Origin of the sequence: Mesorhizobium sp. 113-3-3, assembly GCF_016756495.1 — a bacterium.
Taxonomy (GTDB): Bacteria; Pseudomonadota; Alphaproteobacteria; order Rhizobiales; family Rhizobiaceae; genus Mesorhizobium.
The window spans coordinates 6,000,172-6,018,428 of the sequence record NZ_AP023243.1 but is presented as its reverse complement, the minus strand read 5'-3'; the positions used below and the strand labels follow the sequence as shown (position 1 = coordinate 6,018,428).

At 64.4% G+C, this 18,257-nt stretch carries 17 protein-coding genes; 9 read left to right on the top strand and 8 right to left on the bottom strand.

Translation table 11 applies throughout. From position 1 onward, the window contains the following. Nucleotides 1-88: 88 nt before the first annotated feature. Complete coding sequence (locus JG746_RS29220; protein ID WP_202355881.1) at nt 89-2,305, top strand: bifunctional diguanylate cyclase/phosphodiesterase; 2,217 nt, start codon at nt 89-91, stop codon at nt 2,303-2,305. 7 nt (nt 2,306-2,312) lie between these two features. On the opposite strand, the gene JG746_RS29215 is transcribed toward JG746_RS29220, so the two are convergent. Then, nucleotides 2,313-3,269: a LysR substrate-binding domain-containing protein gene (locus JG746_RS29215; protein WP_202355880.1), complete on the bottom strand. Its 957-nt coding sequence runs from the start codon at nt 3,267-3,269 to the stop codon at nt 2,313-2,315. A 177-nt stretch (nt 3,270-3,446) separates the two neighbouring features. Here JG746_RS29215 and JG746_RS29210 point away from each other — a divergent pair, with 177 nt between their 5' ends. Further along, complete coding sequence (locus JG746_RS29210; protein WP_202355879.1) at nt 3,447-3,737, top strand: DUF1127 domain-containing protein; 291 nt, start codon at nt 3,447-3,449, stop codon at nt 3,735-3,737. Between the two features lie 173 nt (nt 3,738-3,910). Here the strand turns inward: JG746_RS29210 and JG746_RS29205 are convergent, their stop codons facing one another. The 4 genes from JG746_RS29205 to JG746_RS29190 all read right to left on the bottom strand — a co-directional run bounded on the left by JG746_RS29205 (nt 3,911) and on the right by JG746_RS29190 (nt 7,936). Then, on the bottom strand, nt 3,911-4,927 hold the full coding sequence (locus tag JG746_RS29205; RefSeq protein ID WP_202355878.1) for a DUF937 domain-containing protein: 1,017 nt from the start codon (nt 4,925-4,927) through the stop codon (nt 3,911-3,913). A gap of 78 nt (nt 4,928-5,005) precedes the next feature. Continuing rightward, nucleotides 5,006-6,379, bottom strand: coding sequence for a glutamate--cysteine ligase (locus JG746_RS29200; protein WP_202355877.1), 1,374 nt, complete (start codon nt 6,377-6,379; stop codon nt 5,006-5,008). A gap of 143 nt (nt 6,380-6,522) precedes the next feature. After that, nucleotides 6,523-7,257, bottom strand: coding sequence for a 16S rRNA (uracil(1498)-N(3))-methyltransferase (locus tag JG746_RS29195; RefSeq protein ID WP_202355876.1), 735 nt, complete (start codon nt 7,255-7,257; stop codon nt 6,523-6,525). Nucleotides 7,258-7,288: 31 nt separating this feature from the next. After that, complete coding sequence (locus JG746_RS29190) at nt 7,289-7,936, bottom strand: hypothetical protein (protein ID WP_202355875.1); 648 nt, start codon at nt 7,934-7,936, stop codon at nt 7,289-7,291. Between the two features lie 87 nt (nt 7,937-8,023). On the opposite strand from JG746_RS29190, the gene JG746_RS29185 reads away from it, so the two are divergent. After that, complete coding sequence (locus tag JG746_RS29185) at nt 8,024-8,722, top strand: type 1 glutamine amidotransferase (RefSeq protein WP_202355874.1); 699 nt, start codon at nt 8,024-8,026, stop codon at nt 8,720-8,722. A 291-nt stretch (nt 8,723-9,013) separates the two neighbouring features. Then, nucleotides 9,014-9,145, top strand: coding sequence for a hypothetical protein (locus JG746_RS37705; protein WP_257784452.1), 132 nt, complete (start codon nt 9,014-9,016; stop codon nt 9,143-9,145). A gap of 42 nt (nt 9,146-9,187) precedes the next feature. On the opposite strand, the gene JG746_RS29180 is transcribed toward JG746_RS37705, so the two are convergent. From JG746_RS29180 to JG746_RS29170, 3 genes are read right to left on the bottom strand one after another with little or no spacing between them, the layout of a single operon-like run. Next, the gene (locus tag JG746_RS29180; RefSeq protein WP_202355873.1) at nt 9,188-9,955 is read right to left on the bottom strand and encodes a metallophosphoesterase; all 768 of its coding nucleotides are present in this window, start codon (nt 9,953-9,955) and stop codon (nt 9,188-9,190) included. A gap of 37 nt (nt 9,956-9,992) precedes the next feature. After that, nucleotides 9,993-11,129, bottom strand: coding sequence for an alpha-hydroxy acid oxidase (locus tag JG746_RS29175; RefSeq protein ID WP_202355872.1), 1,137 nt, complete (start codon nt 11,127-11,129; stop codon nt 9,993-9,995). Nucleotides 11,130-11,153: 24 nt separating this feature from the next. Then, nucleotides 11,154-11,957, bottom strand: a complete 804-nt coding sequence (locus JG746_RS29170) for a FadR/GntR family transcriptional regulator (protein ID WP_010914418.1) — start codon at nt 11,955-11,957, stop codon at nt 11,154-11,156. A 224-nt stretch (nt 11,958-12,181) separates the two neighbouring features. Between JG746_RS29170 and JG746_RS29165 the strand changes: the two genes are divergently transcribed. The 5 genes from JG746_RS29165 to glcF all read left to right on the top strand — a co-directional run bounded on the left by JG746_RS29165 (nt 12,182) and on the right by glcF (nt 18,246). Then, nucleotides 12,182-13,504, top strand: a complete 1,323-nt coding sequence (locus JG746_RS29165; protein ID WP_202355871.1) for a DUF3422 family protein — start codon at nt 12,182-12,184, stop codon at nt 13,502-13,504. Between the two features lie 125 nt (nt 13,505-13,629). After that, nucleotides 13,630-15,126 carry an FAD-linked oxidase C-terminal domain-containing protein gene (locus tag JG746_RS29160; protein ID WP_202355870.1) on the top strand — a complete coding sequence of 499 codons (1,497 nt, stop codon included), beginning with the start codon at nt 13,630-13,632 and terminating at the stop codon, nt 15,124-15,126. Between the two features lie 4 nt (nt 15,127-15,130). Next, nucleotides 15,131-15,715 carry an ASCH domain-containing protein gene (locus JG746_RS29155; RefSeq protein ID WP_202355869.1) on the top strand — a complete coding sequence of 195 codons (585 nt, stop codon included), beginning with the start codon at nt 15,131-15,133 and terminating at the stop codon, nt 15,713-15,715. Continuing rightward, complete coding sequence (locus JG746_RS29150; RefSeq protein ID WP_202355868.1) at nt 15,712-16,917, top strand: FAD-binding protein; 1,206 nt, start codon at nt 15,712-15,714, stop codon at nt 16,915-16,917. The genes JG746_RS29155 and JG746_RS29150 overlap by 4 nt, the downstream gene beginning before the upstream one ends. A gap of 9 nt (nt 16,918-16,926) precedes the next feature. Further along, on the top strand, nt 16,927-18,246 hold the full coding sequence (gene glcF / locus JG746_RS29145; RefSeq protein WP_202355867.1) for a glycolate oxidase subunit GlcF: 1,320 nt from the start codon (nt 16,927-16,929) through the stop codon (nt 18,244-18,246). Nucleotides 18,247-18,257 lie beyond the last annotated feature (11 nt).

The window sequence follows — 18,257 nt, the reverse complement described above, 5'->3', positions numbered from 1 at the left end:
GGCGTCGCCCGCATGTCATAACGCAATCTTATCGCGATCTTAAGCCTAGTTTAGTTGACTGCCGCGCAACGCAGCTGGCCAAGGAAGCATGAGCACACGCGCACATCGGAGCCCATTGACGTATCAGGTCACGCTGACCGTGCTGGCGCTTGCCGCCTTCGCGCTCGTCATGTTCGTGGGATTTGGGTTCTACGCCGCCGTGCAGGCTGACCACGTTTCGCTTGAACGCCAAAAGGTATTCTTCGCCAATGGCTTGCAGGACCAGATCGCCGCCGTCGAACGCGAGCAGGAGAGTGTCTCGGTCTGGGACGATGCCGTCACCAATGCCAAATCAGGCAATCAGACGTGGATGGCCGAAAACCTCAGTGTCTGGATGTACTCCTACTACGGCCACAACCGCGTCTACGTGCTGGATGATGCCAACCGTCCCATCCACGTCATGCGTGAGGGAAAGGTGGTGGCGCCGGACCTCTATGCCGAGGACGAAACCGCCTTGCGATCCACCATCGAAAAGCTGCGTGGCCTGATCGCCCGGCCGCCGGAGGAGACTGGGGGCGGCGGTCCGGTCAAGATGGTTGCCGAGGATCTAATATCGCTCGGCGGCAAGCCGGCCATCCTCAGCATCATGCCGCTGATACCGAGCTCCGACCGCGTCACCCAGGCGCGGGGCAGCGAATATCTTCATGTCTCCGTCGAGTTCATCAACGACACGGTTATCGACAAGATCGCCCGGAAATATCTGCTGGATGGCGCGCATCTCCTGTCGCTGTCGCAACCGACAGGCTCGGCGGCCATTCCGCTGCTTGATTCGCGTGGCGTTATCCTGGGCTATATCGCTTGGGATCAGGAGCGACCCGGCCTGACGCTGATACGCAAGGCTGGCCCGGCCTTGATCGTCGCGATGCTCCTCGCGGCGGGCGTGCTGGCATTTCTACTGCGGCGTCTGCGCCGCGCATCCACGGCGCTGCAGACCAGCCGCAACGAAGCCCAGTATCTTGCCTTTCACGATACGCTTACAGGCCTGCCCAACCGAGCGCTGTTCGAGGACCGGCTGCGCCGCGCCCTGCTGATCGCCGGCCATGATGCCGCCAAGGTCGCGCTGCTCTACCTCGATATCGACCGCTTCAAACATGTCAACGATACACTCGGTCATCCGGCTGGCGACGAACTGGTGCGCCAGACCGCGGCCAGGCTGCAACGGACCATTCGCGATGTCGATACCGTGGCGCGGCTTGGCGGCGATGAGTTCGCCGTCATTCTCATCGACATCCACGGCGTGCGCGATGCCGAGGATGTGTCGGAGCGACTGCAGCAACGGTTGCGCGAACCGTTCAAACTGATGGACGACCAAGTCTTTGTCAGTGCCAGCATCGGCATCGCCTTGTCGACAGGGCCCGAGGCCGACGCCGACGATCTCTTGCGCAAGGCCGACATCGCGCTTTACGAGGCCAAGAAAAATGGTCGCGGCCGCTACCAGGTCTTTGCCGGCGACATGGACGATCTGCTGCTGCGCAAGCGCAAGGTCGAAAGCGAACTGCGCAAGGCGCTGATCGGCGGCACCGGTATCAAGCTCAACTATCAGCCTGTGTTTGCCGCTGACGGCCGGGCGATCCTTGGCGCGGAGGCACTGATCCGCTGGAGCCACGAAGTCCATGGCGCCCTACCGGCGGCGCAGTTCATTGCCATCGCCGAGGAACGCGGCATGATCGGCGAACTCGGCAAATGGGTGCTGCTGGAAGCCTGCAGGTTCGCCGTTCGCACGGCGCTACCATGGGTGGCGGTCAATGTGTCGCCGCTGCAACTGCGCGACGCCGGGTTTCCCGCAATGGTCGCGGCGATCCTTGCCGAGACCGGCCTCGCGCCGGCACGTCTGCAACTCGAGATCACCGAAAACGTCCTCCTGGAAAACAGCGATATGACCGCGGCGGCCCTGGCGGCTCTGCGCCAGGCCGGCATCGGCATCGTGCTCGACGATTTCGGCACCGGCTATTCGTCGCTGAGCTATCTGCGGCGCCATGCGATCGACAAGCTCAAGATCGACCGTTCCTTCGTGCGCCTGCTCGGCACCGAGGGCAATTCGACGGCAATCGTCAATGCGCTGATCGACCTTGCCATCGCGCTCGACGTCGATGTCACCGCCGAAGGCGTCGAGACCGAGGAGCAGAAGGCATTGCTCGTCGGCATGGGTTGCCATCAATTGCAAGGCTACCTGCTGTCACCGCCGCTCGAGCCGGTTCAGTTACTTGGCCTGCCGGGCCTGGCTTTGCCCGGCGAGCAGGGCGGTCAGGCCACTGCCCGCGCCTGAGACCCGCCTACCAGCCCGGCAGGATCTGGTTGGCCTTTGTCCGCCTGATCTTGGCGTAGGCAAGTGCCGCGAAATCGAACGTCCCGGCTTCTTCGACGAGCGGCACCGAGATGTTGTCCAGGCTCTCCGAGATGTGGCGGGCGAGCGCGTCGACGATCTCCGGCCGAGAGGTCTGGCCGCGCATGATGCCGATGCGGCAGTCGGGCAGGGCGCCGAAGCCGTCGGCCTCGCCCAGCACCCGCATGCCGGGCCGGAGCGCGCATTCCGGCAGCACCGAGATGGCCAGGCCCGAAAGCACCGCGGCGGTGATCACGGTCGCCGAGAAGCTGGTGAACAGGATGCGGTAGTCACGGTTCTGCTGGTCCAGCACATCGACGGCGGCGCGCCGCCAGATGCAATTCGGCCGGCCAAAGGCCATCGGCAGCGTTTCCTGTTCATGTGTCGCATGGTTGGCCGAGGTGACCCACAGCAGCGGCTCGCGCCGCACCACTTCCGACTGGCCGCGCACATCATTGTGCGTCACCAGCGCCAGGTCGAGATTGCCGCGCCTGATGTGCTCGACCAGCCCCGGCGTCGGCTCGCAGATGACGGTCAGTTCCACGCGCGGGTTGGAGCGCGTGAAGCGTGCCATGATCTCCGGCAGGAAGCGGTCGGCATAGTCGTCCGGCGTGCCGATGCGGATGGTCCCTTCGAGCCGCTGGTCGTCGAAGGCGGCGAGCGTTTCGCGGTTGAGGTAGAGCAGCCGCCTTGCGTAGGAGAGCAGCTTGTCGCCTTCCTCCGTCAGCTTGTTGTTGCGGCCCTCCTTCTCGAACAACGGCTTGCCGATCCGCTCCTCGAGCCGGCGCATCTGCATCGACACCGCCGACTGCGTGCGAAGCACCTCTTCGGCTGCCCGCGTGAAGCTGCCGGTATCGGCAATTGAAATGAAGGTTTGCAACTGATCGAGATCGAGTGGCGCTTTCATTGGTCCAATCCATCATTGATGTTGATGCCTAGGATTAAAAACATTCGTTGGATTAATCAATCGGCTGATGGCAAATTGCCGACATCCACATGAAGGCATGTGAATCGAAGCCGGAACGGACGCTGTCGCCAGCGCCGACCGCTTGGCTTTGTTCGTTCGAAACTGAAGGAGACCGACATGACCACGATCGATTTCGCCACCGAGACCTCGCGCATCACCTCGCGTCCGGCCGTTGCGATGCGCGTGGCCAATACCGTCTTCAATATCTACCGCGCCTGGAAAAACCGTCGCGCCTTCTACCGTCTTGGCGAGATGTCGGACGCCGAGCTCGCCGATATCGGCCTGACGCGCGCCGACCTCCACGTTGCCATCGACGTGCCGTTCGGCCGCGACCCGACGGCGATGCTGCGCGAAATCGCCAGCGATCGCGTGGAAACGATCGAGGACATCGCCCGCAAGGTGGCCTGATCGGTTGATTTTCGGTCCTGCTGAACCTTTTCAGGGTTCAGCGCGACCAAGGTTCTGCAGGCTCCCCACTCCCTGCCGGTTCCCCGCCGGCCTGCCTGCACGTTGCCCGGTCCTCCCAAGGACCGGGCTTTTCTTTTTCTGGTCCACTCGGAAATGGCCGTAGCCCAGTTGAATTACCGCCGATCCATGTCCCGCTTGAACTGGTCGAAGATGTTTTCGACGCCCTTCTGGTACTCGTCGCGCTGCTGGGCGCCGGTTTCGAACATCTTGCCAAACAGATCGTCGAACGGGTTTCTTGGCCGGCCGCTCGGATTGGTCTGTGACTGCGGGGCCTGGCGCTGCTGTGGTGCCTGCGGCTGCGGCGCCGGCTGTCCGCCGGGCATGCCGAAGCCGCCACCGCCGCGCAGCATCTCTTCGAAGATCTTCCCGAGCGGGTTGTCGCCGTAGGGGCTCTGCGTTTGCTGGGGCTGCGGCTGCGCCCCGCCTTGCGGCTGTGGGGTACCACCGCCGAACATGTCCTGCAGCACCTTCCCCAGCGGATTGTCGCCATAGGGATTGGGGGCCGGCTGGCTTTGCGGTTGCGGTGCGCCGCCGCCAAACATGTCCTGCAAGACCTTGCCGAGCGGGTTGTCCATCGGGTTCTGGGGCTGCGGTGCCTGGCGCTGCTGTGGCGCCGGCGCGCCCATGCCGCCGCCTTGCCGCATCATCTGCTCGATGATCTCGCCGAGCGGATTGTTGCCGCCGCCGAAACCGCCGGCGGCCTGCATCTGGCTTGTCGTCTGCTTGAACAGCCCGCCCATGACCATCGAGGCGATCGCCGGCAGCATCTGCTGCAGGATCTGCTGGCTCACGCCGCTCGCCTGCGCCGCCTGGCTGGCCACGGCGCGCGACAGGTCTTTCGAACCGAACAGGTGTCCGAGAATGCCATTGCCTTCGTCAACGCCTTGCGGCGAGAAGGCGCGGGTCGCATCCTCGAAATATTTGGCGTGCTGGCCGCTTGCCATCGCCGTCATGAAGGCGCCGAGCCCATAGGGATCGGCGGTGTTGCGTTGCAGCCCCTGCGAAAAGGCCGGCAGCAGCGCTCCGACCGCTGCCTGTGTCTGCTGCAGCGAAAGCCCATATTGCTGGGCAAGCGCCTGCATGCCGTTGCCGTTCTGGGCCTGCGTCAGCATGTCGAACAAGGTGGGCATCGGCGTCTCCTCCTGAATTCCTCGGGGAGGGAGCCTAATTCGTTTCAACGGTCGATTGAAGCGGCTTTTGCCGCTGGGTTAATAGGCGTATTCCATGAACACCGGCTCGATCGAGCCGCCCCAGCGCGTGTGGTAGGCCGAAAGCATTTCCTCGGCGCTGGTCGTGCCGCGCGCAACCACCTCGTCCAAAGTGTTGAGGAACGAGGTTTCGTCGTAGCCGTCGCGGTTCTTCTTGCCGCGGTTCTTCAGCCCGGTGCGCGAAATGGCCAGCACGTCGCGTGCGATCTCGCGCAGCGTGGCGTTGCGGAAGGGCGCGGCAATGCCGAGTTCCGGCACGGCGTTGCGCATCGCCAGCACTTCCTTGTAGGTCCAGCTCGCGGTCAACGCCTCGGCCGCGTCGAGCGCTGCCTCGTCATAGAGCAGCCCGACCCAGAAGGCCGGCAGCGCGCAGATGCGCCGCCACGGGCCGCCATCGGCGCCGCGCATTTCCAGGAAACGCTTCAGCCGCACGTCGGGGAACAGCGTCGACAGATGGTTCGCCCAGTCGCCCATGGTCGGCAGCCCGTCCGGCACTTCGTTGCGCGCGGCGCCCGCCATGAACTGGCGGAAGGTTATGTGCGTCATGTCGTGATAGTGGCCGTCGCGGATGACGAAATACATCGGCACGTCGAGCGCCCATTCGACATAGTCGGCGAAACCGAACTCGGGCGAGAAGCAGAATTCGAGCAGGCCCGAGCGCTGGTTGTCGGTGTCGCGCCAGATGTCGCCGCGCCAGCTCTGCAGGCCGTTCGGCCGGCTTTCGGTGAAGGGCGAGTTGGCGAACAGCGCCGTCGACAGCGGCTGCAGCTTCAGCGAGACCTTCATCTTGCGGCGCATGTCGGCCTCGCTCTCGAAGTCGAGGTTCACCTGGATCGTGCAGGTGCGGTACATCATGTCGAGGCCCTTGGTGCCGACCTTGGGCATGTAACGCGTCATGATCTCATAGCGCGACTTCGGCATTTTCGGCGTTTCGGCCAGCGACCATTTCGGGCTGCCCCCGAGGCCGAGGAAGCGGATGCCCATCGGCTCGGCGATCTCGCGCACCTGCGCCAGATGCGCATTGCCCTCGCGGCAGGTCTGATGGATTGTCTCCAGCGGCGCGCCGGAAAGCTCGAACTGGCCGCCCGGTTCCAGTGAAATCGCGCCCTGGCCTGTCGGTTCGACCAGGCCGATGATGCGGCCGTCGTCGATGATCGGGTCCCAGCCAAGCTTTGACTGCATGCCTTCGAGGATGGCGCGGATGCCGCGCTCGCCGCCATAGGGCACCGGCGCGTTGCCATCGACATAGAAGGGGAATTTCTCGTGCTCTGTGCCGATGCGCCACTTGTCGCGCGGCTTGTTGCCTTCGGCCAGGTGCTCGACGAGTTCGTCGATGCCTTCGATCGGCCGGAAATCGGTTGTGTCGCGCGCCATGATCAAGCCCTCAGAGGCGGTCGGGCGACCGCCGGCGGTAAATGGACGAAATGTCAGTAGCCGATCAAGCGAAAAATCCTGAGCCACAGGTCAAGAGGAATTGAAGGCCACGATCCGGGCGGCCTCTTGCAAGACGTGACGTCCTACCAGTCTCCAACAGTTGCCTGCATCACCGCAAGTGCGGCCACGGCCGCCGTATCGGCGCGCAGGATGCGCGGGCCGAGCGGAATGGCGGTCACGAAGGGCAGGGCGCGCAGGATCTTGCGCTCATCGTCGGAAAAGCCGCCTTCCGGCCCAACCAGCAGCGCAAGTTTCTTCTCCTTCAACTGCTGCAAGGCAGGCAGCGGATTGTTGGTCGAGGCGTCCTCGTCGCAGAAAATCAGCCGCCGCTCCTTGTCCCAGCCGGTCAGCAGGCGTTCGAATTTTTCCGCTTCGCGCACTTCCGGAACCGCCAGTATGCCGCATTGTTCGGCGGCCTCGACGACATTGGCACGCAGCCGGTCGATGGACGGCTTGGCCACTTGCGTGTGCTGGGTGATGACGGGCTGCAGGATGCCGGCGCCCATCTCGACCGCTTTCTGCACGAGATAGTCGAGCCGCCCCTGTTTCAGCGGCGCGAAACAATAGATGAGATCGGGCAGGGGCGGCTGCGGCCGTTGCAGCGCCAAAGCCTTGAGTTTGACCGCTTTCTTCGACTTTGCCGCGATGGCCGCCGACCATTCGCCGTCCCGGCCATTGAAGACCAGGATCTCGGCGCCTTCGCCAAGCCGCAGCACATGCATGAGATAATGGCTCTGCTGCCGGTCGGCATCGAACTCGGCATCCGGCCCGAGGTCGTCAGGCACGAACAGACGTTGCATCTTGTAATTGGCGCGCATCGCCGAGGAATGAGCGAGCCGGCCGCCTCCGTCAAGCCTCGGCGGACGGATGCCACACCGGTCGAAAGCCACGCCTCAGGACGGCAAGCGTTGTCTCCGGGGTCAGCAGCATAAGCGCCGTGTCTTCCAGTTGGCCAAGGCCGGCGGGTGGACCATATCCGGCAAAGGACCATCGCAACGCCTTGCCGTGACGCAAGGCATAGGCGTTGCCGCCAGTAGCGACCACCGCGCCGTCGGGCAGGCCGGCCAGCTCGTGCATTGCCACAGCAGGGCGTTTGCCACCCGACGCCAGCCGCTCCTTGTGCAGCCTTTTGTCGACCTGCGGCGCGCGCGGCTCGGCAATGCCGAAGGCTTCGCCGAAGCGGCCGACAAAATCCCTGGCTCGTTCTCGCTGGCAAAAGAAACAGGGGCGATGACCGGCGGCCAGCGCCGTCACCTCGTCGAGGAAGAACAGCTCGGTCCAGCCGGCTTTGCCGCCAGGACGGTTGCGGCCCATCGGCTCGCGCCGCACATTGCGGAATTGGCACACGCAGATGATCCAGGCCTGAAGCGCCCAGCGCTTCTTCAGCAGTGTTCTGGTCGCGGGGTCGTGGATGATGCCGCGATTGCCGGTGAACAGGCCGCGCTCGGGCACGGCGTGGATGGCGCCGAACGGATCGACCCGGTTCTGCAGTGGCATAGTTTTCTCTCCAACACGCTTCTTGGCTGCGATATAGACGGCATGATATCGCTCGTGCCGTCATTTTCATGTCAGCAGGGTTTTGCGATGCGGGTGCTGGTGGTCCAGAACTACGACAATACCGGCCTCGGCCAGGTCGGTGCGGCGCTTGCGGAAGCCGGCGCCGATCTGGACGTGCGCTTGCCCTACAAGGGCGATCCGCTGCCGGAAGACGCGACCGGGCACGATGCGATGGTGGTGCTCGGCGGCGGCCAGAATGCGCTGGCCGATGACGAATATCCTTATTTCCCGGCGCTGCTCGAACTGACCCGCGATTTTGCCGGCAAGGACCGCGCCGTGCTCGGCATCTGCCTCGGCAGCCAGTTGGTCGCCCGTGCCTTCGGCGGCGAGAACCGCATCGGCGGCGCCAATGAATTCGGCTGGCGCGGCGTGTCGCTGACGCCGGACGCCAAGGCCGATCCGGTGCTGGGCGCCCTGCCGGAAAAGTTCCCGATCTTCCAGTGGCACGACGACACGTTCGAACTGCCGCAAGATGCCGTCCGGCTCGCCGGCAACGAAGTCGCCGAAAACCAGGCCTTTCGTGTCGGCCGCGCCATCTATGGCTTCCAGTTCCATTTCGAGGCCGACCGGCCGATGGTGAAGGACTGGAGCACCTCCTTCGCGTCGACCATCGCTTCGCGGCATCCCGACTGGGCCGACAAGCTCGATGGCGAAATGGCCCTTAACGGACCCGACGCCGATGCCGCCGGTATTGCCATTGCCCGCGCCTGGGTCGCTACGATCTAAGCGCCTGCCCCCGGGTCATCGCGTGACATAATTGGCACGCCGCCGTGAAACCGGCTGGGGAAAACCCCTTTCATCCTTGGCTTGTGTCCGACCGCCATCCTAGAAGGCGCGCGCTCTGCATCTGCTGTGCAACCGGGAATGAACCATTTGTGTGGCCCGTCCGACACACCACCGATACAGAACGCGCCTAGAAGCGCGAAATCGTCGAAACTTTGAAGCGAATTCTCCGTTTCAACGCATTGGTAACCGCCTGGTGCACAGATGCACGAAGCTCAACAAGAGATGACGTCCGTGAAAGCAGCGCTTCTGTCCTTTGCCATGTTGTCCGCCATCGTGCTGTGCGGTCTGGGCATCTATTCCGCCGATGCCGCCAACAACCACAACGCCGTCGACGGCTACGGCGTCACCGCCTCGCTTCGCTAAAAGCCGGCTCGCTCGCGACGCATTCCTGCGCCGCGGCTGGGCTCAGGCTCCCTTTATCGCCATTTCCAGGATGCGTTTGTCCGCGCCGTCGACGACGAGCGCGGTCAGCATGCCTGATTGCCAGGCGAGCGTGTCGACATTGACGCGGTTGGCCATCACTTCCGCCTCGGGCACGGGTGTGTGGCCATGCACCACGATCTTTGGGAACAGGCCGGTGTGATCGTGGAAAACGTCGCGGATCCAGATCAGGTCCTGCGGGTTTTGCTTGTCCAGCGCAATGCCTGGCCTGATGCCGGCATGGCAGAAGAAGAAATCGCCTGAGGTCACCGAGAACGGCAGCGAGCGCAGGAAGTCGACATGGCCGGGCGGCATTGCCTCGAGCAGGGCCTGATGTCCGCGTCTCATCGTCTCCATCTTGCCGAACCAGCTGGCGTCGGCGGTGAGGGAAACACCATAGGACAACGCCGTCTGGACGCCGCCAAAGCGCATGAAAAGCCCCTCCGGTTCGGGGGTTCTGAGAAAATCGAGAAAGCCGATGTCGTGGTTGCCGGCCAGCATCAGATGGCGCGGATCGCGTTCCCGCGCCGCGATCAGGAAATCGATGACGCCCTTGGAGTCCGGTCCGCGGTCGACATAGTCGCCGAGGTGGATCACCCGCCAGTCCCGAACCTGGTCTCTCGCGATCTCGGCCTCGATCTGCCCGTGCATGGCGGCCAGCAGGTCGAGCCGGCCATGCACGTCGCCGATCGCGTAAAGACGCACACCCTTCGGCCCATGCGCGTCGAGAAAATGGATGCCGGGTTCCGCCAACGCCTCGTGGTCTCCGTGGTCAGGCTGTCACCGGACGCTAGCGCCGGAGCTGGTCCTTGCCCATGTCGGTGACCAGACGCTTTCCGCACAGAGCCAGCGTGATGTCCATCTCCTTGCGGATGATTTCCAACGCTTTGGTAACCCCTTCCTTGCCGAGCGCGCCCAAGCCGTAAAGAAACGGCCGGCCGATATAGGTGCCCTTGGCGCCGAGGCAGAGCGCCTTCAGCACATCCTGGCCGGAGCGTATGCCGCCATCCATGTGCACTTCTATCCTGTCGCCGACCGCGTCCGCGATTTCCTCCAGCACCATGATCGAGGACGATGCGCCGTCGAGCTGGCGTCCGCCATGGTTGGAAACCACGATCGCGTCGGCGCCGGTCTTGGCCGCCATCAGCGCGTCTTCCTTGTCGAGGATGCCTTTCAGGATCAGCTTGCCGCCCCAGCGCTCCTTGATCCAGGCGACATCCTTCCACGACAGCTGCGGATCGAACTGCTCGTTTGTCCAGGACGACAGCGAAGAGACGTCGCCGACACCCTTGGCGTGGCCGACGATGTTGCGGAAGGTGCGGCGCTTGGTGCCGGCGATGCCCAGACACCAGCGCGGCTTGCTGGCCAGGTCGATAATGTTGGCCAGCGTCATCTTGGGTGGCGCCGAAAGCCCGTTGCGCACGTCCTTGTGGCGCTGGCCGAGGATCTGCAGGTCGAGCGTCAGCACCAGCGCCGAGCATTTCGCCGCCTTGGCGCGGTCGATCAAATCGCACACGAAATCCTTGTCGCGCAGCACGTAGAGCTGGAACCAGAACGGTTTCGTCGTCACCGAGGCGACATCCTCGATCGAGCAGATGCTCATCGTCGACAGGGTGAAAGGCACGCCGAATTCCTCGGCGGCCTGCGCCGCCAGCATCTCGCCATCGGCGTGCTGCATGCCGGTCAGGCCGGTGGGCGCCAGCGCCACGGGCATCGACACTTTCTGGCCGATCATGGTCGATTCCAGCGAGCGGTTGCTCATGTCGACCAGCACGCGCTGGCGGAACTTGATCTTCTGGAAGTCTTCCTCGTTGGCCCGGTAGGTGCTCTCGGTCCAGGCGCCGGAATCGGCATAGTCGAAGAACATCTTGGGCACGCGCCGGCGGGCGAGATCCTTGAGGTCTGCGATGGTGAGAATGTCGCTCATGCTGGTTCCCGCTTGATCTTGCTACTAGGAGCGCCTGCGCGCCGGTTCGGTATCGCCGGCTTCCGAACGCTGCCGCAGCCGCAGCCGTGACACGCGTTGCCAGTCGCCGCTGCGCTCGGCTTCGGCCATCGACCGCTCGACATAGGTCATGTGATCCATTGCCGCGTGCCGGGCAGCGTTGGGATCGCCGGCCTTCACCGCGGCATGGATTGCCTTGTGCTGCGCCAGCAGAGCCTCGCGCGCGCCGGGCACGGTGAAGACCAGCAGCCGGTTCTGGAAAACGCCTTCCGACAAAAGCCGGTAGCACGAGCGCAGCGTGTGCAAGAGCAGGATGTTGTGCGCGCATTCGCAGATCGCCTGATGGAACTCGACGTCGATCTCGGCCTCGTCGTCGAAATCGCCGGTGCGGTGCGCCTCGTCCATGCGCGCCATGATGCGGTCGAGCAGCGCAAGGTCTTCCGGGGTCGCGCGCCGCGCCGCGTATTCGGCGGCAATGCCTTCGATCTCGCGGCGGTATTCCAGATAGTCGGTCACCGCCTTGCGATGCATCGAGATCAGGTCGGCCACCGGCTTGGTGAACAGCTGGCCGATAATGTCGGCGACATGCGTGCCGCCGCCGGCCTTGGTGGTCAGCAGCCCGCGCCCTTCCAGCGCCTTCAGCGCATCGCGCAGGATCGGCCGCGACACGTCGAACTGGCGCGCCAGCTCGCGCTCGCCCGGCAGCCGGTCGCCGGTGCGCAGCACGCCTTCGAGGATGAGGCTCTCGATCTGCTGCACCACCTCGTCAGCGGTGCGCGAATGCTCGATCCTGGAAAAAATGTCGCTCAACAGCTGTGCCTGGGAATTGAACCGGTGTCGCGCAGGATAAAGCCTGGGTCGCCAACTGGTCAAATTATTTATCCAATTGGTCGAAGCACGTCGGTTTCGCCACGCGATGCCATATCACCTTCGGCTAAACTTTGCTGTTTGCGTCATCCGCCTATTGGCTCTAGAGGGACGCGACTGCCAAAAGGTCAGAGAAAGAGGGTCCAGAGAACCCCGGGGGACAAGCCGTGTCAGACGACCCGTCCAATCTCGAATTCCAGCCGCGCGCCAAGGGCAGCGTCATGGGTTTCCCCGCGCATGAGGGCCGGCCCGGTGCGCTGGGCGAGGTCCATGCCAGGCCGCATCCGCTGATCGAGAAGCCGCGCGTCCTGGTGCAGCTCGCCTTCATGACCGAGGGCGGCTCCGGCGTCGACCATGCCGTGCTTTCCGAACTGTCGCGGCGTCTCGGCATCGCCGCGCCCGACCGCCAGGCCCGCCATCACGCCATGAAATGGGGCAAGGGTTCGCTGCGCTGGGAACGGCATACGGAATTCTCGACCTATCTCTGGGAAGGCCCGCTTTCCGAAAGCGGCAGGGCGCAGGAGGATACGCCCTTCGGCAACGGCTTTTCGCCGCCGGGCACCGTCATCTCGGGGATCCGGCTGGAGATCCGCAAATGGACGCAGGCGAGCGAGCGGCTGATCGCGGCTTTCGACCCGACCAGCCTGTGCTACTCGCTGGTCGAGCGCGGCAATGCGGCCATCGTCACCGATTTCCGCCAGGATGGCGACGGCATGACCCGCATACTGGTGCTCGACCGCGGCCTGACGGCGGCGCGCACCGGGGCGCTGTCACAGCGGCTGATCGACATCGAAACCTACCGGACGCTCGCCATGCTCGGCCTGCCGCTGGCGTTGACCTTGTCGGGCCGCGCCCGCCGCATCGAGGACAGGCTGGCGCAGACCACGCTGGAAATGAAGGTCGCCGAAACCCGCGACAGCCAGACTTTGCTCGCCGACCTGACCGAACTTGCCGCCGAGCTGGAGGCCGACGCCGCGTCGAGCCTCTATCGCTTTGGCGCCAGCCGCGCCTATGACGGCATCGTCGTCGAACGCTTGGAGGCACTCGAGGAAGAGGCCGTGCCGGGCTACGACACCTGGGGCGGGTTCCTGCAGCGCCGCGTTGCTCCGGCCATGCGCACCTGCCGCTCGGTCGAGGAGCGGCAAGCCAATCTGTCGCGCAAACTGACCCGCGCCACGACGCTGCTGCGCACCTGGGTCGATGTCGAGGTCGAAAAGCAGAACCGCGACCTGCTCGCCTCGATGAACAATCGCGCCCGCCTGCAACTGCGCCTGCAGCAGACCGTCGAAGGCCTCTCGGTCGCCGCCGTCTCCTACTATGTCGTCGGCCTCATCGGCTACGTTGCCAAGGGCGCCTCGATCTTCGGCCACACCTTCGCGCCGGAAGTCGTCACCGCCGCCTCGGTGCCGGTCGCCATCCTGCTGGTCTGGTGGGGCGTGCGCCGCGTGCGCCGGATGCATTCCGAACCGGCGAAGCATCCCGGCGGATAGCGGCAGATTGCCGCTGCGGAAGCTTGTCCCAACCTTGATGTCGGAGGCTGCATCACCGTAGCGTTTGCAAAGAATGCGCCTCACTGGTAAAAGATTTTGACCAGTCAAGCAAAGTGAGGCTGCAGATGTCCGGCCTGGCCATGCCGAAACCAGACGACGCCACGATGCGCCGGCGCGACGAGATCGTCGCCGACATGCGCATCATCGTGCCGGGCGAGGGCGTGGTCGACGCGGCCAATGCCATGCGCGCCTTCGAGAGCGATGGCCTGACCGCCTATCGCCAACTGCCGCTGGTCGTCGTTCTGCCCGAGACCGTGGCGCAGGTCTCCCGCGTGATGAAATACTGCAACGACCGCAACATCCGCGTCGTGCCGCGCGGCTCCGGCACCTCGTTGTCGGGTGGTGCGCTGCCGCTGGAAGACGCGGTGCTTTTGGTCATGAGCCGCTTCAACCGCATCCTGGCGATCGATTTTCCCAACCGCATCGTCGTCGCCCAGCCGGGCGTCACCAATCTCGGCATCACGTCAGCCGTCGAGCAGGAGGGCTTTTATTACGCCCCCGATCCATCCTCCCAGATCGCCTGCTCGATCGGCGGCAACGTCGCGGAGAATTCCGGCGGCGTGCACTGTCTGAAATACGGCCTCACCGCCAACAATGTGCTCGGCATCGAGATGGTGCTGATGAATGGCGAGGTGGTGCGGCTGGGCGGCAGCCATCTCGATGCGGAAGGCTACGACCTGCTCGGCGTCATGACCGGTTCGGAAGGACTGCTCGGCGTCGTCACCGAGGTCACGGTCCGCATCCTCAAGAAGCCGGAAACGGCGCGCGCCCTGCTGATCGGCTTCCCAACCAGCGAGCAAGGCGGCCAGTGCGTCGCCGACATCATCGGCGCCGGCATCATTCCCGGCGGCATGGAAATGATGGATCGGCCGGCGATTCATGCGGCGGAGGATTTCGTCCACGCCGGCTATCCCCTCGATGTCGAGGCGTTGCTGATCGTCGAGCTCGATGGGCCGGGCGTCGAGGTCGATCATCTCATCACCGCCGTCGAGGCGATCGCCATAAGCAACGGCTCGACCACCTGCCGAATCTCGCAGTCCGAGGCGGAGCGGCTGAGCTTTTGGGCCGGCCGCAAGGCGGCTTTCCCGGCGGTCGGCCGCATCTCGCCCGACTATTACTGCATGGACGGCACCATCCCGCGCAAGGAACTGCCGCGCGTGCTCGCCGGCATGCGCGAACTGTCGGAGAAATACGGGCTCGGCGTCGCCAATGTCTTTCACGCCGGCGACGGCAATCTGCATCCGCTGATCCTCTACGATGCCAATGTTCCCGGCGAACTCGACAAGGCCGAGAGTTTTGGCGCCGACATATTGCGCCTCTGCGTCAAGGTTGGCGGCGTGCTGACAGGCGAACACGGGGTCGGGGTCGAGAAGCGCGACCTGATGCCGGAAATGTTCAACCAGGTCGATCTCGACCAGCAGATGCGCGTCAAATGTGCCTTCGACCCCAACCATCTGCTCAACCCGGGCAAAGTCTTCCCGCAACTGCGCCGCTGCGCCGAGCTTGGACGCATGCATGTGCACCGGGGGCAGGTGGCGTTTCCGGACATTCCGAGGTTTTGAGGGGATGCTGTTCCGGAGCCAGATCCTTGCGGCCATTGCGTCGGGCGAAGTGACGCTCGCCTTTCGCCGCTGGAGGCGGCCGACGGTGAAGGCCGGCGGGCGGGTGAGGACGGCGTCGGGCGTCGTGCTGATTGGCCACATTGCGGTCGTGGATATGCACGCACTGACCGAAAAGGACGCGAGCGCGGCCGGCTTTCCGACACTCGCAGCCCTGAGGGAAATGCTTGGGTCTGATGACGGCACCCCGGTCTACCGCATCGAACTCAACGGCATCGAAAGCGACGAACGGGTTGGCTTGCGCGGCGAAGCCTCGCTTTCCGATGCGGATTGGCATGCCCTGACTCTGCGCTTTGCCCGCTGGGACAAGGCGGCGCCCGGCTATTTCCCGTCGATCCTGCAAGCAATAGGCGCCCATCCGGAAATGCGGGCAGCTGAGCTGGCTGCGGCGGCCGGTGTCGAAACGCTGAAGTTCAAGCAGGATGTCCGCAAGCTCAAGGAACTCGGCCTGACCGAGAGCCTCGATGTCGGCTACCGGCTGTCGCCGAGGGGCGAAGCCGTGCTCGAAAAGCTCAGGGAGCACAGGCTTTGACGACTTTCACCCCGGCCACGTCAGACGAGGTTCTGTCCACCGTCGCCTGGGCGGTGGGAGAAGAGACACCGCTCGAGATCCTCGGTCACGGCTCCAAGCGCGGCATTGGCCGGCCGCTGCAGACGGAGCACACGCTCGACCTGTCGAAACTCACCGGCGTCACCCTCTACGAACCTGCGGAACTGGTGCTGTCGGCAAAAGCCGGCACGCCCTTGACCGAGATCGAGAAGCTGCTGGCGGACAACGGCCAGCAACTGGCCTTCGAGCCGATGGATTACGGCCTATTGCTTGGCGGCGAGCCCGGCAGAGGCACGATCGGCGGCGTGCTCGCCGCGAACCTCTCCGGTCCGCGCCGGCTGAAGGCGGGTGCGGCGCGCGATCATATACTGGGCATCAACGTCGTGTCCGGCCGCGGCGAGGCCTTCAAGTCGGGCGGCCGCGTGGTCAAGAACGTCACCGGCTACGACATGTCGAAGCTGATGGCCAACAGCTGGGGCACATTGGCCGTTTTCACCGACGTGACCTTCAAGGTGCTGCCATCAGCCGAGACCGAGGTGACGCTCGCCATTCGAGGTTTGCTCGACGATGCCGCGGCAAGCGCCATGGCGTTGGCGCTCGGCTCCAGCGCGGAAGTGTCGAGTGCTGCCCATTTGCCGGAACGCATGGCCGCGCGCGTTGCCGGCGGCGCGCTCGGCAGCGATGCCGCCACGCTGCTGCGTGTCGAGGGCTTTGGCCCGTCCGTTGCCTATCGCATCGCCGCGTTGAAGATGCTGCTCGGCAAGGCCGGGCCGCTGGAGGAGATTGGCGGCGAGGTTTCGCAACTGATCTGGCGCGATGTCCGCGATGTCAGGCCTTTCGCCGACGGCACCGAGAAACCGGTCTGGCGCGTGTCGATGGCTCCCTTTCACGCGCATCAGATGGTCCTGACCTTGCGCATGCAGGCTGCCGTCAGCGCCTTCTACGACTGGCAGGGCGGGCTGGTGTGGCTGCGCATGGAAGAGGGCGATCCGGAAGCCGCCCTGCTGCGCGGGCTGTTACGCAAACATGGCGGCGGCCATGCGACGCTGGTGCGCGCCGCCCCCGCCCATCGCGCCGCCCTGCCTGTCTTCGAGCCGCAGCCGCCGGCATTGGCCGCGCTCAGCCAGCGGCTGAAGCGGGAATTCGACCCGAAGAACATCCTCAATCCCGGCCGTATGGCTTAGGACTTCAAGATGCAGACGAATTTCTCATCCGCCCAGCTTGCCGACCCGCATGTCGCGGAGTCGGAGAAGATCCTGCGCAAGTGCGTGCATTGCGGCTTCTGCACCGCCACTTGCCCGACTTATGTGACGCTCGGCAACGAACTCGATTCGCCGCGCGGGCGCATTTATCTGATCAAGGACATGCTGGAGAACGGCCGTCCGGCCGACAAGGAGATCGTCACCCATATCGACCGCTGCCTTTCATGCCTTGCCTGCATGACCACATGCCCCTCGGGCGTGAACTACATGCATCTGGTCGATCATGCCCGCGCGCACATCCAGGAGACCTATAAGCGGCCGTTGCTCGACCGCCTGACCCGCGCCATGCTGGCCTTCGTGCTGCCCTATCCCCAGCGCTTTCGCGCCGCGCTCAAACTGGCGAAGCTGGGAAAGCCCTTCATCGGCCTGTTCGAAAAAGTTCCGGCATTGAAACCGCTCGCCGCCATGCTCAAGCTCGCGCCGGCCTCGATCTCGGTAGCCTCGCCGAATGCGTTGCCGGGCGTTCATGCCGGGCAGGGCGCCAAAAAGGGCCGCGTCGCCATCCTCACCGGCTGTGCGCAATCGGTGCTCGATCCCGCCATCAACGACACGACGATTTCACTGCTGACACGCCTCGGCGTCGAGGTCGTGGTGCCGCCGGGCGAGGGCTGCTGCGGCGCGCTGGTCCATCATATGGGGCGCGAAGAGGCAGCCCTTGCCTCGGCAAGGCAGAATGTCGATGCCTGGACGGGCGCCATCGACCAGGGCGGGCTCGACGCCATCATCATTACCGCGTCCGGTTGCGGCACGACGATCAAGGACTATGGCTTCATGCTGCGGCTCGACCCGGCCTATGCCGACAAGGCCGCGCGCGTCTCGGCGCTGGCCAAGGATGTCACAGAATATCTGGCCGCTCTTGATATGCCGGAGCCGATGCGCAAGCCGGGCACGGTCGTCGCCTATCACTCGGCCTGCTCCATGCAGCACGGCCAGAAGATCATCCGACAGCCGAAGGAGTTGCTGGCCAAGGCCGGCTTCGTCGTGCGCGAGCCGCGCGAAGGCCATCTGTGCTGCGGCTCCGCCGGCACCTACAACATCCTGCAATCCGAGATTTCGGCCAGGCTGCGCGACCGCAAGGTGAAAAACATCGAGGCCACTGGCGCTTCGATCGTGGCCACCGGCAACATCGGCTGCATCACGCAGATCGCCTCCGCGGCGAAGCTGCCGGTGGTGCACACGATCAAGCTGTTGGACTGGGCCTATGGCGGGCCGAAGCCGGATGGTGTTCCTGAAGAGAGAGGTCGCGGCTGAGTAAGGTCCGC

Bases quoted from the DNA above. Each gene is read 5' to 3' on its own strand.
- JG746_RS29220 (WP_202355881.1), top strand. From the start codon at position 89: ATGAGCACACGCGCACATCGGAGCCCATTGACGTATCAGGTCACGCTG.
- JG746_RS29215 (WP_202355880.1), bottom strand. From the start codon at position 3,269: ATGAAAGCGCCACTCGATCTCGATCAGTTGCAAACCTTCATTTCAATT.
- JG746_RS29210 (WP_202355879.1), top strand. From the start codon at position 3,447: ATGACCACGATCGATTTCGCCACCGAGACCTCGCGCATCACCTCGCGT.
- JG746_RS29205 (WP_202355878.1), bottom strand. From the start codon at position 4,927: ATGCCCACCTTGTTCGACATGCTGACGCAGGCCCAGAACGGCAACGGC.
- JG746_RS29200 (WP_202355877.1), bottom strand. From the start codon at position 6,379: ATGGCGCGCGACACAACCGATTTCCGGCCGATCGAAGGCATCGACGAA.
- JG746_RS29195 (WP_202355876.1), bottom strand. From the start codon at position 7,257: ATGCGCGCCAATTACAAGATGCAACGTCTGTTCGTGCCTGACGACCTC.
- JG746_RS29190 (WP_202355875.1), bottom strand. From the start codon at position 7,936: ATGCCACTGCAGAACCGGGTCGATCCGTTCGGCGCCATCCACGCCGTG.
- JG746_RS29185 (WP_202355874.1), top strand. From the start codon at position 8,024: ATGCGGGTGCTGGTGGTCCAGAACTACGACAATACCGGCCTCGGCCAG.
- JG746_RS29175 (WP_202355872.1), bottom strand. From the start codon at position 11,129: ATGAGCGACATTCTCACCATCGCAGACCTCAAGGATCTCGCCCGCCGG.
- JG746_RS29160 (WP_202355870.1), top strand. From the start codon at position 13,630: ATGTCCGGCCTGGCCATGCCGAAACCAGACGACGCCACGATGCGCCGG.
- JG746_RS29155 (WP_202355869.1), top strand. From the start codon at position 15,131: ATGCTGTTCCGGAGCCAGATCCTTGCGGCCATTGCGTCGGGCGAAGTG.
- glcF (WP_202355867.1), top strand. From the start codon at position 16,927: ATGCAGACGAATTTCTCATCCGCCCAGCTTGCCGACCCGCATGTCGCG.